Source organism: Deinococcus sp. KSM4-11, from assembly GCF_004801415.1.
Lineage (GTDB): Bacteria > Deinococcota > Deinococci > Deinococcales > Deinococcaceae > Deinococcus.
In genome coordinates this window covers 1,210,656-1,226,705 of sequence record NZ_SSNX01000001.1, presented here as the reverse complement: position 1 = coordinate 1,226,705, position 16,050 = coordinate 1,210,656, and the positions used below count along the sequence as shown (strand labels likewise).

At 71.3% G+C, this 16,050-nt stretch carries 13 protein-coding genes; 10 read left to right on the top strand and 3 right to left on the bottom strand.

The annotated features are described in order from the left end of the window. Nucleotides 1-62 precede the first annotated feature (62 nt). From E7T09_RS06105 to E7T09_RS06075, 7 genes are all read left to right on the top strand, one after another. Nucleotides 63-2,015: an N-acetylmuramoyl-L-alanine amidase gene (locus tag E7T09_RS06105; RefSeq protein ID WP_240741637.1), complete on the top strand. Its 1,953-nt coding sequence runs from the start codon at nt 63-65 to the stop codon at nt 2,013-2,015. Between the two features lie 67 nt (nt 2,016-2,082). Next, nucleotides 2,083-2,799: an SDR family oxidoreductase gene (locus tag E7T09_RS06100; protein ID WP_136388188.1), complete on the top strand. Its 717-nt coding sequence runs from the start codon at nt 2,083-2,085 to the stop codon at nt 2,797-2,799. A gap of 39 nt (nt 2,800-2,838) precedes the next feature. After that, on the top strand, nt 2,839-3,270 hold the full coding sequence (smpB, locus tag E7T09_RS06095; protein WP_136388187.1) for an SsrA-binding protein SmpB: 432 nt from the start codon (nt 2,839-2,841) through the stop codon (nt 3,268-3,270). Further along, nucleotides 3,267-4,676 (top strand): N-acetylmuramoyl-L-alanine amidase, encoded by a 1,410-nt coding sequence (locus E7T09_RS06090; RefSeq protein ID WP_370293732.1) that lies wholly within the window; start codon nt 3,267-3,269, stop codon nt 4,674-4,676. Before smpB ends, E7T09_RS06090 begins: the two co-directional genes overlap by 4 nt. Further along, on the top strand, nt 4,673-5,215 hold the full coding sequence (locus tag E7T09_RS06085) for a GerMN domain-containing protein (protein WP_136388186.1): 543 nt from the start codon (nt 4,673-4,675) through the stop codon (nt 5,213-5,215). The genes E7T09_RS06090 and E7T09_RS06085 overlap by 4 nt, the downstream gene beginning before the upstream one ends. A gap of 91 nt (nt 5,216-5,306) precedes the next feature. Continuing rightward, nucleotides 5,307-8,612 (top strand): chromosome segregation SMC family protein, encoded by a 3,306-nt coding sequence (locus tag E7T09_RS06080; RefSeq protein WP_136388185.1) that lies wholly within the window; start codon nt 5,307-5,309, stop codon nt 8,610-8,612. Between the two features lie 87 nt (nt 8,613-8,699). Continuing rightward, entirely contained in the window at nt 8,700-9,191 is a 492-nt protein-coding gene (locus E7T09_RS06075) for a hypothetical protein (RefSeq protein ID WP_136388184.1), read from the top strand. Nucleotides 9,192-9,249: 58 nt separating this feature from the next. On the opposite strand, the gene E7T09_RS06070 is transcribed toward E7T09_RS06075, so the two are convergent. Continuing rightward, on the bottom strand, nt 9,250-10,692 hold the full coding sequence (locus tag E7T09_RS06070; RefSeq protein WP_136388183.1) for an alpha-amylase family glycosyl hydrolase: 1,443 nt from the start codon (nt 10,690-10,692) through the stop codon (nt 9,250-9,252). A 61-nt stretch (nt 10,693-10,753) separates the two neighbouring features. Here E7T09_RS06070 and E7T09_RS06065 point away from each other — a divergent pair, with 61 nt between their 5' ends. Then, nucleotides 10,754-11,035: a cupin domain-containing protein gene (locus tag E7T09_RS06065; protein ID WP_168734714.1), complete on the top strand. Its 282-nt coding sequence runs from the start codon at nt 10,754-10,756 to the stop codon at nt 11,033-11,035. A gap of 474 nt (nt 11,036-11,509) precedes the next feature. Here E7T09_RS06065 and E7T09_RS06060 read toward each other — a convergent pair whose 3' ends face one another. Beyond that, entirely contained in the window at nt 11,510-13,984 is a 2,475-nt protein-coding gene (locus E7T09_RS06060; RefSeq protein WP_136388181.1) for a phosphoenolpyruvate carboxylase, read from the bottom strand. A 110-nt stretch (nt 13,985-14,094) separates the two neighbouring features. Further along, nucleotides 14,095-14,880 (bottom strand): TIGR00282 family metallophosphoesterase, encoded by a 786-nt coding sequence (locus E7T09_RS06055; RefSeq protein WP_136388180.1) that lies wholly within the window; start codon nt 14,878-14,880, stop codon nt 14,095-14,097. 45 nt (nt 14,881-14,925) lie between these two features. On the opposite strand from E7T09_RS06055, the gene E7T09_RS06050 reads away from it, so the two are divergent. Both E7T09_RS06050 and E7T09_RS06045 read left to right on the top strand, forming a co-directional pair. Continuing rightward, complete coding sequence (locus E7T09_RS06050) at nt 14,926-15,483, top strand: antibiotic biosynthesis monooxygenase (RefSeq protein ID WP_240741636.1); 558 nt, start codon at nt 14,926-14,928, stop codon at nt 15,481-15,483. Nucleotides 15,484-15,530: 47 nt separating this feature from the next. Then, the gene (locus E7T09_RS06045) at nt 15,531-16,025 is read left to right on the top strand and encodes a universal stress protein (protein ID WP_136388178.1); all 495 of its coding nucleotides are present in this window, start codon (nt 15,531-15,533) and stop codon (nt 16,023-16,025) included. Nucleotides 16,026-16,050: the final 25 nt, after the last annotated feature.

Genomic DNA, 16,050 nt, shown 5'->3' with positions numbered 1-16,050 from the left:
ACGCCCCCGCGGCGGCCGGGCCGGCTCATTTGCTGCCGCGAAGCCCGTGCTACACCTGTCGGATGCGCCCGTCCATGCGGCAGCTCGCCGCGTTTCTGCTCCTCACCCTGTCAGGAGGGCAGGCGGCGGCTCCCGCCACGCCATCCGGGGCGCCTGACGTGTTCGTCGCGTATCCGGATCCCGGCGCGACCGTACCCTTCGACCACGTCATCCTGGAGGGCAGCGTGAGTCCAGGGGCCGACCTGCGGATCGACGGCAAGGCCGTGACGGTCGGCCCGGACGGCCTGTTCATGGAGTGGTGGCCGCTGCGTCCCGGCGTGAACACCCTGCACTTCCTGACGACCCGCGGGGGCAAGTCGGGAACGGGCACCCTGCGCGTGACCCGCCCGGCCCCCCGGGTGTGGCCGGCCCGGCCCACGGCCATCGACGCGGGCAGCGTCACGCCGAGGCTGTCCCGGACGTACTGGGACGCCGCGAACGACCTCCCCGACGAGCGGACCATCCGCGTCTCGTTCCAGGGTTCGCCGGGCGGACGGGCCACGTACCGCCTGGCCGGCAGCCCGCCCGTGCCCATGACCGAGGGGCCGACCGGAACCTACGCGGCCGTCTACACCCTGCCGTCCACGGCACGCGTTCTGGACGCTGCTGTCGTCGTCAGCCTGCGCGGCCGGGACGGGAAGACGGTCACGGCCACCGCGCCCGGCCGCCTGACCAGTACGCCCGCCGGTCCGCGCCTCGCCACCGAGCGGGCGGGAACCGTGCAGGGCCAGGCATTGAACGACGCCGTGACCCTGCTGACCGATCTGGACGGTCAACCCCTGCTGTACCCGCGCGACGGCATGACCTTCACGGCAGTGGGCCGGGTCGGCGAGGATCTGCGGGTGCGGCTCGCGCCGGGGCTCTCGGCGCTGGCCACCGCCGCGCAACTCGACCTGACGGCGGGACGCCTGGGGGTCGCGCTCGGCGGGATGATCACGCTGGACGGGCCGGTCGAACTCGCGTCCATGCCGAGCCCACGTCCGTCCCCGCTGCTCCTGGCCCAGGCGACTCCTGCCCCTGTCGCGGCGGGAGCGACGGAAGCCGTTCCTGACCTGACCCCTCTGCCGATCCCCGACGCACCCGACCCGGTTCCGCCGGCAGTGTCGGGGGATCTCCGGGTGCGCGTGCCCCTCGGGGGCGTGCGGGTGCCCTACTCCATCGAGCAGCGCGCGGGCGGCTCGCAGCTGCTCCTCACGCTGTACGGCACCTTTGCCACGCCGCTGGGTGGCCTCGCGGACATCACAGATCCCCTGCTCCGCAGCGTCGACGTGCAGCCCGGACTGCCGGGTGTCACGCTCGTGACCCTGACGCTCGCGGCGGGACAGGCCTGGGGCTTCCAGACGGGCTACGAGGGGAGCGATCTGATCGTGACGGTTCGGCGCCCGCCCACGCTCGATTCCCGGCGACCCCTCCAGAGGCGTGTGATCACCCTCGATCCCGGCCACGGCGGAAACCAGAAGGGCGGGGCGGGCAGTCTGCGTACCCCGGAGAAGAACCTCGTGCTGCCCATCGCCCTGCGGGTCGCGGCGCTGCTGCGGGCGCAGGGGGCCACGGTCGTGCTGACCCGCACCGCCGACGTCACGCTGGGCCTGTACGAGCGGGGCCTGGCGGCCGAGGCGGCCCGCGCCGACCTGCTGGTCAGCATCCACGCCAATGCCCTGCCGGACGGTCGCGATCCGCGCGGTCTCCGGGGGCCGGAGGTCTACTACACGCACCCGCAGGCCCAGGCCGTGGCCGTCCGGGTGCTCGCGAGCCTGCGGCGCACCCTGCCGGAACTCGGCCCCGGCGAGGGCCTCAAGGGCGGCGCGTTCCTGGCCCTGACCCGTCCGAGTGCGCAGCCCAGCATTCTGGTCGAGACGGCCTACCTGACCGACGCCGGGAACCTGCGGGTGCTGCAGAGCGTGGCCGGGCAGGAGCGGTTCGCGCAGGCGATCGCGGCCGGCATCGTGGACTTCTACGCAGCGCAGCTGCCCTGAGCGCCGCTGCCCGGCGTTCGCGTGCGCGGCAGCAATCGGCGCCGGGCACGCGTGCTACGGTCGCGTCATGACAGGGAACACCACGACCACGGGCAGGAGCGCCTTCATCACGGGGGCCAGCAAGGGCATCGGCTATTCGGTGGCCGAGGCGCTCGCCAGGGCCGGCTACGCGGTGACCATCACGGCCCGCAGCGCCCCAGAGATCGCGGACGCCGCCACGAAGATCGGTCACGGCGCGCGCGGCGTGGTGTGCGATGTCCGCGACCCGGCCGCGCTGCAACGCGAGGTGGACGCGCACGTGGCAGCCTTCGGCGGGCTGGACGTGCTGTTCGTGAATGCGGGTGTGGGCAACTTCGCCAACGTCGCGGATCTGACCATCGAGCAGTGGCGGGACGTGATCGACACGAACCTCAGCGGCGCGTTCTACACCGTCAAGGCCGCCATTCCCGCCCTCAAGGTCAGGGGTGGCTACATCTTCACGCTGTCCAGCCTGGCGGGCAAGAATCCCTTTGCGGGCGGCGGCGCGTACAACGCCAGCAAGTTCGGACTGAACGGCCTCTCGGAAGTCCTGACGCTCGACCTGCGCCAGCACGGCATCAAGGTCACGCAGATCATGCCGGGCAGCGTCGCCACGCACTTCGCCGGGCATACGCCGTCGGACGCCGATGCCTGGAAGATCCAGCCGGAGGACATCGCGCAGCTCACCGTGAACCTGCTGAAGATGCCGGAGCGGACGCTGCCCAGCCGGGTGGAAGTGCGGCCCAGCCAGCCGCCCCGCAAGTAGGCCGGATGGTGGACGGCCTTCTCAGGCTCGCCTGCTAGAATGCCGCGCGTGTACACGAACCGCCGCGCTCATTACGAGTACGAACTGCTGGAGCGCTTCGAGGCGGGCATTTCCCTGACGGGCAGCGAAGTCAAGAGCATCCGGGCGGGCGGCGTGGATTTCCGCGACGCCTTCGCCCGCCTGACGGGCGGCAACATCGAGCTGGAGGGCCTGTACATCCCGACCTACATGGAAGCGACGTACAACAACCACGAGCCCCGCCGCACCCGCCGCCTGCTGCTGCACCGCGAGGAGATCATGAAACTCCGGCGCGGCCTGGAGCAGAAGGGCCTGACCCTGGTGCCCACCCGCCTGTACCAGAAGGGCCGGGTGTTCAAGATCGAACTGGCCCTCGCACGCGGCAAGAAGCTGCACGACAAGCGCCGCGCGGAGGCCGACAAGACCATGCGGCGGGAGCTGCGCGAGCTGTGATCCGATCCCTTTCTCCACGCCTGTCCTCCCGCCTGAGGTTCCTGGTGCTACTGGGCGGCACCGCGCTCGCCGCTTCGCTGCTGGCCGGGCTGGGCGGCGCGCAGGTGGCGTTCACGCAGCTGAACCTCGCGGGCCAGACCGTGCAGAGTATCCAGCTGTACGGCGCCGAGTACGCCAGCGATACCATCCTGGGCCGCCTGCTGAAGATCACGCAGGGAGACGGCATCGTAACCGTGACCGGCCTGGGCCACACGCTGCTGCTGCCGCTCGACGAGAACCAGCGCCGCGCCACGACCGACTTCAACACCGTGCAGCTCGATACCGAGCGCCGACAGGCCCGGTCTGCCACGCTGGTCAACGGCCACCTCTACCTGCCGCTGGACACGCTTGCGAGCGGCCTGGGGGCCACCTACCAGAACGGCTCGTTCACGCTGGCGCCTGCGCAACTGCTGGGCGTGAGCAGTCGCTCGGGCAAGGACAGCGACCGGCTGGTGCTCGATCTGAGCCGTGACGTGGACGTCGTGGACGAACGGCGCGGCGCGAGCGTGGTGCTTACCCTGCGCAGCCTCAGCGGTCAGGCGCGCCGGTACACGACGCGCGGGGCCTTCGTGCCCAGCGCCGAGGTCGCCCGCGTCGGCAGCGACCTGACCCTGACCGTGCCCCTGCCCGCCACCGACGGCTACCGCACCTTCAAGGTCGTCCGGGAGACGGGCGTACGGATCGTGCTGGACGCCGGTCCGGGCGTACCACGCAGCAGTCCCGACCTGCTGACCCGCGTGACCCGGCCCCTGATCGTGCTCGATCCGGCCCGCGTGCCCGGCGTGGGCCGCGACTCCACCCTGGACGTCGCGCGCCGGGCGGCGGAACTCCTCAGCAAGCAGGGCTGGCAGGTGCAGGTGACGCGCGATCCCAGCAGCGCCCTGAGCCTGGACGACACCCTTAAACTCGCCCGCCAGAGCGACGTCTACATCGCGCTGGATCTCGGCCGCTTCCCGAACTCGGCCCGCAGCGGCGTGACCGTGTACGAGCAGACCGGCCGCGCCAGCGCACAGATCGTGAACGACATTCGCGCGGGCGAGGCCCCGCCGTACGGCGCCCTGGTCGTGGCGGGCACCGGCAGTTCCCGTCGGCTGGGCGACCTGCTGCGCGGTGAACTCAAGGGCGGCGGCGTCAGCGCGCGGCGGGAAGGCACCACGCGCAGCATCACTCTGGGCGAGGCGCCGCAGGCGGCGCTGCTGCTGGAACTCGGCTGGGTGAACAGCGCCTCGGATCTGGCGAATCTGGGGGTTCCCTCGCGCCTGGAGGTCATGGCGACCGCCGTGGCCCGCTCGGTGGCCGTCTATCTCACGGCCCGCGCGAATAACAACGCGAACCTCTCGGCCGCGACGCCCGGGAGCACGCCATGAGGCGCCTGCTGTCGCTGTTCAATGTGTTGAGCGCCATTCTGCTGGCGGTGGCGGTGCTGGCGTCCCAGGCGGTGCAGCGTGTGCCGCCCGCACCGGACGCCCCGAAACTCCAGCTCGCGGAGCGCACGGCCCTGAGCCTCAAGGTGTACTTCACCGACGCGCAGGTGCAGCGTCTGATCCCGGAGACCCGCACTGTGCAGGTCACCCAGCGCACGCCCGCCGCCATCGCCCAGGCCACGCTGGGCGTGTGGGCGGCCGGCCCCAGCCAGTCCGGGCACCTCGGTGCCGTGCCCAGGGGGACGGCCACGCCGAAGGTCTATGTCCGCGGCACGCACTACTACGTGGATCTTCCCGCCGCATACAGCACCCTGCGGTACGGCACGAGTGGCGAGCGCATGCTGCTGTGCACCATCACCCGCACCCTGCTCGACACGCGGGGGCAGGACGTGAGCTTCGTGCTGAACGGCAAGCCGGTCGAGACGCTGGGCCACATGGATCTGCGCGAGCCGTTCACCCGCCAGGACTGTGCCGATCAGTGACCGGGGTGGGTACAGGAGGACGGGTTCCCTGAACGGTGCCGGCGGGGAGGTCGCCCAGCCCACCCCCGAACGTTCTGTGTTCCCCACATTCATGCTGCAGTCCATCACCCTTCAGGGGTTCAAATCCTTCGCCGACCGCACCCGCCTCGAGTTCGGCCCCGGCGTGTGCGCCGTGATCGGCCCGAACGGCAGCGGCAAGAGCAACGTGGTCGAGGCGCTGCGCTGGGCCACGCACCACGCCCGCGCGCGGGAATTGCGGGCCGGACGCGGTACGGAGCTGATCTTCCACGGCAGCGGCGGCAAGGCCCCCCTGGGACTCGCGGAAGTCCAGGTGGAACTCTACACGCCAGAAGGCCGTGTGAATCTCTCGCGGCGGGTCTACCGCGACGGCACCGGCGAGCAGGATCTGAACGGCCGCAGCGCCCGCGTCCGCGACGTGCAGGGGGCCCTGCGTGGTACCGGATTGGGGCCGGGGGGTCTGGCCGTGATCGGTCAGGGTGAGGTGAGCGGCGTCGTGCAGGCCGAGGGCCGCACCCTGCTCGGGTACCTGCAGGAGGCGGCCGGCCTGTCCCGCGCGGTGAGTGCCCGCCAGGAGGCCGAGGCGCGGTTGCGCGAGGCCGATGCGCACCTGGACAGCCTGCGCCTGCTGCTGGGCGAGCGTGAGGCTGCGGTCGCCCGTCTGGAACGCGCCGCGCAGGGTGCCCGTACCCACCGGCAGCTCACAGCGACCGTCCTGCTGCTGGACGACGCCCTGCGCCGGGAACGGCAGGCGGGCCTGCGCCGCGAGATCCACGTTGCCGAGACCGAGGTGCAGACCCTGGAGGCCCGCAGCGGCGTCCTAGGGGCCGAGGTGCGGGCGGCCGCCCGCGCCGTCGAGGACGCCCGGGAGGCGGCGCAGGACGCCCGCGCCCGCCGGGATGCCCACGCCGGAGCGCTGGACACCCTGCGCGCGGCCCGTGACGCCGCCGCGCAGGCCGAACGCTACCGCGACCACCTCCGGCAGGAGGGAACTGCGCTGGCTGCCGAACTGGCCAGCCTGCCTTCCAGCGCGCCCACCGAGGCCGCTCCGGATCTCGCGGCCCTGGAGGCCGGCGCCGCGCATGCCCGCGCCCATGCCGAGGCGGCCGAGCGACAGGCCCGCGCCCTGGACGCAACCCTCAACGCCGCGCGGGTTCAGGCCGCCCGCACGGCGGAACTGCATGCCCGCGAGGACGCCAGCCGCGAGACGCTGCGCTCCGAACTCGACCGGGCGCAGGGCAACCTCGAACAGGTACTGGACACGCTGGAGGCGGCCCGGGAGCGCCTGAACCTCGCCCGCGTGGCCCGCGAACACGCCGAGCACGCCTACGCCGCCCTGCGCGACGAGCGTGAGACCCACACGGCCCGCGAGCGCCACCTGAGCGGTGAACTGGCCCGCCTCCAGGCCAGCCTCGCGCCGCTGCGCCGTGAGCGGGAGCGTCTGGAAGCCGCCCTGAACTCCTACGCGCGCTACGGTGAGGGCGCCAGGAACGCCCTGCGGCTCGACCATCCGGGCATCGTCGGTTCCGTCGCGGATCTGCTCAGCGTTCCGGCCGACTACGAGGTCGCGCTGGGCGCCGCGCTGGGCCGCCGCCTGGAACAGGTGGTCGTGCAGCGGGCCGACGATGCCCGCGAGATCATCGATGAACTGAAGCGCGCGGGCGGCCGGGCCACCTTCCTGCCGCTCGACCTGATCCGTGCCCGGCCCCGCCGAGACGCGGCCCTCCTGCGCGAGGCGGGCGTGATCGGGAACCTCGCCGACCTGTGCCCCAGCGATCCCCCCCTGGTCGCCGAGGCGATCCTGGCCGATACCCTGGTCGTGGACGACCTGCGAACCGCGAACCGGCTGGCGCGGGCGCATTCCAGCCGGCCACGACTGGTCACGCTGGACGGCGAACTCGTCGAACCGGGCGGCGCGATCACCGGGGGCCGCCTGCGCGACGCGGCAGGCGGCGTGCTGACGGATCAGCGCCGCTTCCAGGAACTCGACGCGGAACTGGAAGCGGCCAGCGTGCAGAGCGGAACCCTCGATACGGCACTCGCGGCCGCGCGGGCCATGCTCGACGCCGCGGGCACCCAGCATGACCAGCTGCTCGCCGCCCGTGAACGCGCGGCCCGCGAGGAGAACGATGCCGAACGCCGCGTGGCGGAACTGGACGCGCAGGCGCGCAGCCTGGACGCCACCCGCGAACGCCTGCTGGGTCGCCTCACGCCGACTGGTTTGCCGGAGCCCGGCGGCGCTCTACACCCTCCGGTGGATCTGGAGACCCTGGACGTCCAAGCGCTGGCGGCCCGTCAGGCGGCCGAGGCGGGTCGCGCCGCCGAGCGGGCCAGCGCCGAGACCCTGGCGCTGGGACGGGAACTGGATGCCGCGTGGCGGGCCTGGCGGGCCGCCGAGGCCCGCGCCGCCGCTCTGCGCACCCGCCTGGACGCGAACGCCCGAGCGGCCACCACGCAGGAGACGCATCTGGAGGCCGCGCAGGCTGAAGTCGCGCGCCGCGAGCTGAGCCTGGGCAGCCTGGACGAGCACGAATTCCCGCGCGCCGAGCAGGCGCGTGAGGCCGCCGCCCAGACCTATGCCACGCTGATCGGCACGCAGAACAAGCTCCGCGCCCGCCTGGATGACCAGCGGTTGCTGATTGCCCGACGGCAGGGCAGCCTGGAAGATGTCCCGCCCGGCGCGCTGCCGCCAGGAACGCCCCGCGAATGGACGGCCACCCTGAACCGTGCCCGCGCCGATCTGGACACCCTCGGCCCCGTGAACGCCCGCGCCGAGACCGAGCACGCCGAGGCCCTCGCGTCCCTGAGTGCCCAGCAGGCCGAGGTGCAGGACGCGACCGATGCCACCCAGGAACTGCGCTCGCACCTCACCGAGCTGGAGGTCGCCGAGGGCGTCGCCACGCGCGCCGCGTATGTCCGCGTGAATGCCGCCTTTCAGGAGTACAGCGCTGAACTCCTGGGCGGCGAGGGCGACCTGGAAGCCGAGGAGGACGCGACGGGCCGCCTGACCGGGCTGCGGCTGGCCGTGCAGCCCAGGGGCAAACGCACGCGCTCCATGACGCTGCTGTCGGCCGGGGAACGCACCATGGCGGGCCTGGGCTTTCTGTTCGCGCTGAACCACGCGGGTGGCGAGGGCAGCGCGGGCGGCCTGCCGCTGGCCGTGCTCGACGAGGTGGACGCCCCCCTGGACGAGGCGAACATCCGGCGCTTCACGGCCTTCCTGGAACGCTTCAGCGCGCGCGGCGCGCAGTTCCTTCTTGTCACACACCAGAAGGCGACCATGGAGGTCGCGCAGGCCCTGTGGGGCGTGACCACCGACCAGACCGGGGCCAGCCGGGTGCTGAGCATCCGCCGGCCAGACGACGCGCGGGTCGGTTAGCCGGGCTTCCGCTCGCCGGTCCAGGCCGCGCTAGAGTGCGTCAGACCGCCGACTTCCGCCTCTATTCCTGTACACACCGTGACTCCCATGCCAGACACCACACTGACCTCCGAAGCCATCCGCACCCGCATCCTCGCGTGGCAGGGCGGCGACCTGGAGCGCGATGACCTCGTGCGCACCCTGATCCGCCTGTCGCCCGAAGATGGACAGGTGATCCACGACCTCTTGCACGATTTCTGCGACGGGGTGCCGGTGCCGGGCGCCGGGCAGGGCGCGTCGGCCGACGACTGGCGCGCGGAACTGATGGCGTCCCGCGCCCGCACGTGGCGGGTGCCGGATGTGGCGGGCATGCTGGTCGGCCCCGAGGTGCTGGTGCTGACCGATGGCCGCAGCGGCGTGGTGTTGCGCCAGTCCGGCACCCAGTGCCTGCCCGGCAGCGTCAGCGCGTCCATGATGCTGCTGTGCGAGACAATCGTGATGGCCCACACCGCCCTCGATCAGGATGAACTGCTGAAACTCCAGCGGCAGCGGGTGGACGCCACCTCGACGTCCCTGTCCGAGATCGACCGCATTCCCTGAACCACGGGGTGGCGCAGCGGCCTGGAGTGTTCCCAGGCCGCTGCTGTCGTGATGGACGTCAGGGCAGGGTGAAGGCGGCCGCATCCTGGGGCGGCAGGCTCAGGTGCAGGTAGCCGCCCTTGACGCTGACCTTCGCGTCCTGACCGGCGAACAGGGACTTCACGGCGCTCAGGTCGCCCACACTCAGGTCCAGCCCGGCGAGTTTCAGACTGTAGGTCGTACGGGATTTTCCATTGTGCCACGCGGCCAAAACGCGCTGCCCGTCCACCGTGCGGGTGAACAGCAGGAGGGTGCCGGCGCTGGCGTCTGGCACCGGCAGCAGCTTCAGGTAGCCCCGGCTCAGGGCCGGACTGGCCCTGCGCACGGCGATGGCATCTCGGGTCACGTCGTACACGGCCTTCTCGTCGGGCGTCCACTGGGCCTCGAAGCGCATCTGGCGCCGGTTGTCCGGGTCGGCCCCGCCGCGCATGGCGATCTCGGTGCCCTGCCAGATCACGGGGACGCCGCGCAGGGTCATCAGGGCGCGCAGACCGTACTTCGTGCGTTCCCGTCCCACGTCCTCGAACAGGCTGCCCTGGGCGAAGCGTGGCAGGTCATGGTTGTCGAGGAACAGGGCGACCTCGCCGGGCCGCACGAGTTCCCCCTGGCGGTCGAGCACGGCCCGCACCGCGTCCAGTCCCTGCCCGTTCATGATCGACGCCTTCATGGCACCCTGCAGGCTGAACAGGAACAGGGAATCCAGGCCCGCCTTCTGCCAGTCCGCGACCGTGCCAGTGTCGGCGTCGTACCACTCGCCCAGCGTCCACGTGCCGGCCGTGCGATCCTTCGCGAACAGCGTACTCAGGAACGGCCGCTCGACGTGCTTGATCGCGTCGTAGCGGAAGGCATCCACGCCCTGCGAGCGCCAGAAGTCGTCGTTGCCGAGCAGCAGGTCACGCACCTCCGGGTTGCTCTGCTTGAGGTTCGGCAGGCCCGCCAGCGGGCAGTCGATGTCCTTCTCGGTGCTCGCCTGACAGTCGGCGTCCGTGGTGAACCAGTTCGGGCGCAGCTTCACGGCCGCGGCCTCGTACCCATAGTGGTTGATCACCTGATCCAGCACGACCTTCAGGCCGTCCGCATGGGCTGCCTGAACGAACGTCCCAAAGTCCGCGAGTGTCCCGAAGTGCGGATCGACCGCCCGGAAGTCCGCCGGCCAGTACCCGTGGTAGGCCGCCGTGTCGAAGGAATTCACGGCCTGCTGCTGGTAGACCGGCGTGAGCCACACGGCGGTGGCCCCGAGCGCCCGGATGTAGTCGAGCTTCCCGGTCAGGCCCGCCAGATCCCCGCCATGCCATGCGCGCGGGTCGTTCAGGTTCACGCCCTGGTTGTTGTCCGGAGTGCCGTCGGCGAAGCGGTCCGGCATGACCTGGTAGATCACCTGGCCCTCGAAGGACGGAAGGGACGAGGTCTGCGCGCCCGCCACACCCACGGCGAGCAGCGCACCCAGCAGAAGTGAGCGCATACGCGCATGGTAGTGCCTGCCCACCCTTGCGTCGGCGTCCCGCGCGGCGCAGGCTGGGCGGGTGGAACTCCATTCACTGACTCCCGGCCAACGCGCCGACCTGATCGGCCTTCCCGCACAGGTCGGTTCCATCCATTTTCCAGCCGGCACCATCCTGCCCCCCACCACGCACGAACAGGACGAGATCAGCTTCATCCACCGCGGTGTGCTCCGGGCTACCAGCGGCGGCACGTCCGCCACCCTGCGGGCCGGGGACGTCTCCTTTATCCCAGCAGGCGAACTGCACAGCGCGGAGGTCGTCGAGGACGTGACCCTCAGCTTCGTGCTGCTGGCGCGCGGATAGCGTCGGGATATCGGCCCTCAGACGAGTCCGGCGCCAAGGATCCGGGTGGCCGGACACTGTGTGACACGGAAAAACACTCCCCGGCCCCCAACGCTGGCTACCGTCTTCCGACCCTGGCCGGCCAGATCGCCGTGGGGAGCTGGGCGGCCGGACAGACGTCGGTGGACAGCGTGCACGACTTCGCCGAGGTCAGCGTGATGCACGCCGGCATCATGCGGGTCACGGTGGGGAACCAGACCGTGGAAGAGGGGCCGGGCGAGAGCCTGTTCATTCCGGTGGGCGAGATTTACACACCCGTCGCGGTGACCGACTTCACCCTGACCTTCATTGCCCTCACGCCGCGCCCGGTGCCGTGCCAGCGCAAAACAGTCGGGCCGCCCGTTCGCCTCTCCTGGCCTATGGCAGGGCGGTCACATGGTGATGGAGGCGTGCGGCCAGGACAGCGCTGTCCTGGCCGCACACTGAGTCCTGAGGTCAGCCGGTGTTGCGGACCCCCGCCGCGATGCCCTGGATGCTGAGCAGCAGGGGCCGCTCGAATTCGTCCAGACCCCCCTCGGTCGCGCGGGCGCGGCGCAGCAGCTCGACCTGGATGCGGTGGATGGGATCGATGTACGGGTTGCGCAGGCTGATGCTCTCCTTGAGTCGTGGTTCGTTGCCGAGGAGTTCCGCGCCGACCACCCCGGACACCAGCGCCACCGTGTCCTGGTAGGCGACCTTCACCTGTTCCGCCAGCGGGTGTTCGCCCACCAGCCGCAGGTACTCGTCGAAGATCAACGGGTCGCTCTTGGCGAGGCTCATCTGCGCGTTGTCGAGCACCGTGCGGAAGAAGGGCCACCCGGCGTACATCTCCTTGGCCAGACTCGGCCCGATCACCTTCAGGCCTTCACGCAGGCCGTACCAGCCGGGCAGGTTCGCGCGGTTCTGCGTCCAGCTCATCACCCAGGGAATGGCGCGCAGGTTGTGCAGTGTGGGCGCGCCGGGCCGCCGGACCGGGCGCGAGGCGATATTCAGCCGGGCGATCTCGTGGATGGGCGTGACCGCCTCGAAGAACGGCAGGAAGCCCGGATCGTCGACCAGGTCGCGGTACGCAGCGGCACTGGCCTTCGCGGCGCGTTCCAGCGCGTCCGTCCAGACGGGATTCAGGTCGTCGTTGGTGCGGGCAGCGGCCAGCAGCAGGCCGTAGAGGGCCTGTTCCAGGTTGCGGCGCGCCAGGATCGGGTGCGAGTACTTGTCGGCCAGCGCCTCGCCCTGCTCCGTGATGCGCAGCCCTGCGTCAATGGTGCCCGCCGGCTGCCCGAGGATCGCGCGGGACGCCGGGCCGCCCCCCCGCCCGATGCTGGTGCCGCGCCCGTGGAAGAAGCGCCAGTGCACGCCGGCCTTGCGGCACACGTCGCTGATCTTCCGCTGCGCCTCGTGCAGCGCCCAGTTGGCCGCCAGGAAGCCCGCGTCCTTGTTCGAGTCGGAATACCCGAGCATGATCTCCTGCACACCATCACCCAGCACCGCGCGGTACTCGGGCAGGCTCAGCAGCTCCCACACGACATGCGGGGCGTTGTCGAGGTCTTCCAGCGTCTCGAACAGCGGCACCGGCAGCACCTTGAACCCCACCTCGCGGGCCAGCAGCAGCGGTTCGAGCACGTCGCTGACGGATTCGGACATAGACACGATGTAGCGGCCGAAGGCGAGTGGCCCCGAGATCCGCGCGGCCGTCTGCACCTCCCGGATCGGGCCGATGGCCGTTTCCAGCTCGTCCGGCAGCGCTTCGCCCGCGGGCCACAGCGGGCGGCGGGAGCGCAGCTCGCGGGCCAGCAGTTCCTGCTTGGCATGCTCCGCGAGCCCCAGGTAGTCGGCCTCCACGCCCGCGTCGCGCAGCAGCAGCGCCACGGCTGCGCCCGTCTGCGCCGAGTGCTCGCGCAGATCTAGGCTCACCAGGTGCTGCCCGAAGACCCGCGTCAGAACCAGCAGCGGCGTGAGCAGCGTGTCGGCCGAGCGGTGCTGGCCGTCGGCGTGCAGCCGTTCGTGCAGCGCCTCCAGCCGGGCGCCCAGTTCCACCGGTTTCCCATCGCGGACGGCGTTGTGGATGCTGCGCAGCTCGTCGCGGTAGCCCTCGTGTCCGCCTTCCTCCTGGCTGAGGTCCGCGTACGCCTGCCGCACGGCCTCGAGCAGCAGTTCACGGGCCCGCTCGCGGTGAACTTCCAGGGCCTCGCGGGTCGCCTCGGGCGTCACGAAGGGATTGCCGTCGCGGTCGCCGCCCATCCACGACGAGAAGTGCAGGGGTACGGCCGCCTCGGAATCCACGCCGTACACCTGCTTAAAGGCGCGGCGCAGGTCCCGCTGGAGTTCCGGCAGGGCCCGCGCGATGCTGGTGATGTAGTTCAGGCCGCCCTTGACCTCATCGAGCACCGTGGGCTTCAGGCGGCGCAGTTCGGGGGTCGTCCACATCGCCTCGACGTGGGCCGTCACCTGATCGAGCGCGCCCTCGTCCGACAGGTCGGGAATGGCGCGGGCCACCTCGACCAGGTGGTTGCGGATGGTGCGGCGGCGCATCTCGGTCGGGTGAGCCGTGAAGGTCAGGCCCAGATCCACCCGCTCGATCAGCGCCTCGACGTCCTGCGCGCTCAGGCCCTGCGCCTTGAGGTCCGTCAGGGCCTGTTCCAGACTCTGCGGACGCACGCCCGTCACAGCGCGCAGCACCCGCACCCGCTCGTACTCCTCGGCGAGATTCACAAGCTGGAAGTACCACGTAAAGGCCCGGGCCAGATTCCCGGCGTCCGTGCCGGACAGGCCCCCGATCATCTCGCGCAGTTCCGTGTCGTCGCCGCCCGCCCGCACCTCGCGCACCAGGGCGCGCGTGCGCTCGACCAGATCGAAGAAGGCCTCGCCCTCCTGCTCCTTCAATACCGTGCCCAGCGTGCGGCCCAGCAGATTTACATCGCTCCGGATACTCATGGCTTCAGTCCTCCCCACCCACCAGGCCCTGCGTGGGACTGTGCGTTACGGTATGCCGCCCCGGACGGGCCGCCGTGCAACGGGACAGGCGGCGCTCTCCGCCCAGCCGTTCATTCCTCGACGTAACGGTAGCGCTCCGCCCCCACCGCTTTGCCCGCCTCTATCTGGACAAAGACCGCATTCAGTTCCGCCCGGCCCGCCGCCACCCCGAAGCGGTGCGGGCGCTCCGTCAGGAACTTCTGCACCGGGCCGTGCACCTCCGAGCCGATCACGGAGTCGTGCGGGCCGGTAAACCCCGCGTCCGCCTGGAAGGCCGTGCCACCCGGCAGGACGCGCGTGTCCGCCGTGGGCACGTGGGTGTGCGTGCCGATCACGGCGGCCACCCGGCCGTCGAGGTGCCACGCGAGCGCCTGCTTCTCGCTGGTCGCCTCGGCGTGCAGGTCCACGAACACCGCGCCTAGGTCGGCCCGTTCCAGCAGGTCGTCCATGGCCCGGAAGGGATTGGCGACCGCTTCCATGAACACCCGACCGAGGATATTCACCACCGTGAGCCGCTCCGTTCCCGTGCCGGTCTTCACGTCGAAGGAGCGGTAGCCCACACCGGGCGCTCCCGGATCGCTGAGGTTCAGGGGCCGCACGATGGGGTATTTCACCTCGTCGCCCATCAGCGCGTAGATGTCCTTGTGGTGCCACGCGTGGTTGCCCAGCGTCAGGCAGTCCGCGCCTGCCGCGAGCGCTCCATCGGCGGCCTCGCGGTGCATGCCGAAGCCCCCGGCCGAGTTCTCCATGTTCACGATGGCAAAGTCAGCACTTCGTTTCAGGTGCGGTAACTGCGCGGCCAGCACCCGGCGGCCCGGCTGGCCGAAGACATCCCCCACAAACACGACGCGCATCATGCCCGGCAGCGTAGCGCGCCCGCCCAGGCCGATATGCTGGCCGGCGTGACGCTGCCCGACTCGCCGCCCACCGATCCCGTCACGCTGGTCGTGCGCCGCCGGATCCGCCCCGGCCAGGAGGGCGCGTACGAGGAGGCCCTGCAACGCCTGGGCGACCTGCTCACGCGCGTCCCCGGCTTCCGCGGCAACGGCATCCTGCGGCCCACGGGCGGCAGTGGCGAGTACACGGTGGTGGCGCGTTTCGACTCGCTGGGCAGCGCCGCCGCGTGGGAACTCTCGCCGGAACGCGGCCTGTGGCTGGACACCATCTCCGGACTGGTGGACGACCAGCTCAGTTTCGAGCGGCAGCCGGGACTGGATTTCTGGTTCACGCCGCCCGCCGCGCCCACCCTGCGCCAGCCGCCCCGCTGGAAGATGGCCCTGCTGACCCTGCTGGTGCTGTACCCGGTCAGCGTGGGCGTGACCCTGCTGCTGCTGCCGCACGTCGCGTCGTGGCCGCTGGGGCTGCGCGCCCTGGCGCAGATGCTCGTGATCGTGCCGTCCATGACGTACCTGTTCATGCCGCTCGCCACCCGCGCGGCGGCCCGGTGGCTCACGCCGTAATCCTCCGGTAATGGCGCGGGCGGACGCTCAGGGCGGGAGGAACCACCATGACACGCATTCTGGTCACCACCGACAGCAGCGATCTCGGCCACCTTGCCCTCGACCACGCCCGGCCGCTCGCGGACGCCCTGCACGCCGAACTCGTCACGCTGTACGTGCAGGTGGATCCCGTCCTGGCCCTCGCGGGCGAATTCGCCTACGCCCCCGTCTCCGATCCCGCTGCCCTCGCCGCCGAGGCGGACGCCGTGCGTGCCGACCTCACCCGCCGCGTTCCCGGCGCCCGCGTGCGGATCGACGCCGCGAAGGGCCAGAGTGTGGCGCAGATGATCCTCAAGGCGGTCGCGGCCGAACGGGCTGACCTGATCGTGATGTCCACCCACGGCCGCAGCGGCCTGGGCCGCGTGCTCATCGGCTCGGTGGCCGAGGCAGTCGTGCACGCCGCGCCGGTTCCCGTCCTGCTGGTGCGCGCCGGTCACACGCCCACGCAGTGGACGGCTCCGGCCGTCGGCAGCAGCGCGGAACACAGCGGCGTCAGCGGCTGACCGGCCACACCGCGCGCCCCGCACC

Bases quoted from the DNA above. Each gene is read 5' to 3' on its own strand.
- E7T09_RS06105 (WP_240741637.1), top strand. From the start codon at position 63: ATGCGCCCGTCCATGCGGCAGCTCGCCGCGTTTCTGCTCCTCACCCTG.
- E7T09_RS06100 (WP_136388188.1), top strand. From the start codon at position 2,083: ATGACAGGGAACACCACGACCACGGGCAGGAGCGCCTTCATCACGGGG.
- smpB (WP_136388187.1), top strand. From the start codon at position 2,839: ATGCCGCGCGTGTACACGAACCGCCGCGCTCATTACGAGTACGAACTG.
- E7T09_RS06085 (WP_136388186.1), top strand. From the start codon at position 4,673: ATGAGGCGCCTGCTGTCGCTGTTCAATGTGTTGAGCGCCATTCTGCTG.
- E7T09_RS06080 (WP_136388185.1), top strand. From the start codon at position 5,307: ATGCTGCAGTCCATCACCCTTCAGGGGTTCAAATCCTTCGCCGACCGC.
- E7T09_RS06075 (WP_136388184.1), top strand. From the start codon at position 8,700: ATGCCAGACACCACACTGACCTCCGAAGCCATCCGCACCCGCATCCTC.
- E7T09_RS06070 (WP_136388183.1), bottom strand. From the start codon at position 10,692: ATGCGCTCACTTCTGCTGGGTGCGCTGCTCGCCGTGGGTGTGGCGGGC.
- E7T09_RS06060 (WP_136388181.1), bottom strand. From the start codon at position 13,984: ATGAGTATCCGGAGCGATGTAAATCTGCTGGGCCGCACGCTGGGCACG.
- E7T09_RS06055 (WP_136388180.1), bottom strand. From the start codon at position 14,880: ATGATGCGCGTCGTGTTTGTGGGGGATGTCTTCGGCCAGCCGGGCCGC.
- E7T09_RS06045 (WP_136388178.1), top strand. From the start codon at position 15,531: ATGACACGCATTCTGGTCACCACCGACAGCAGCGATCTCGGCCACCTT.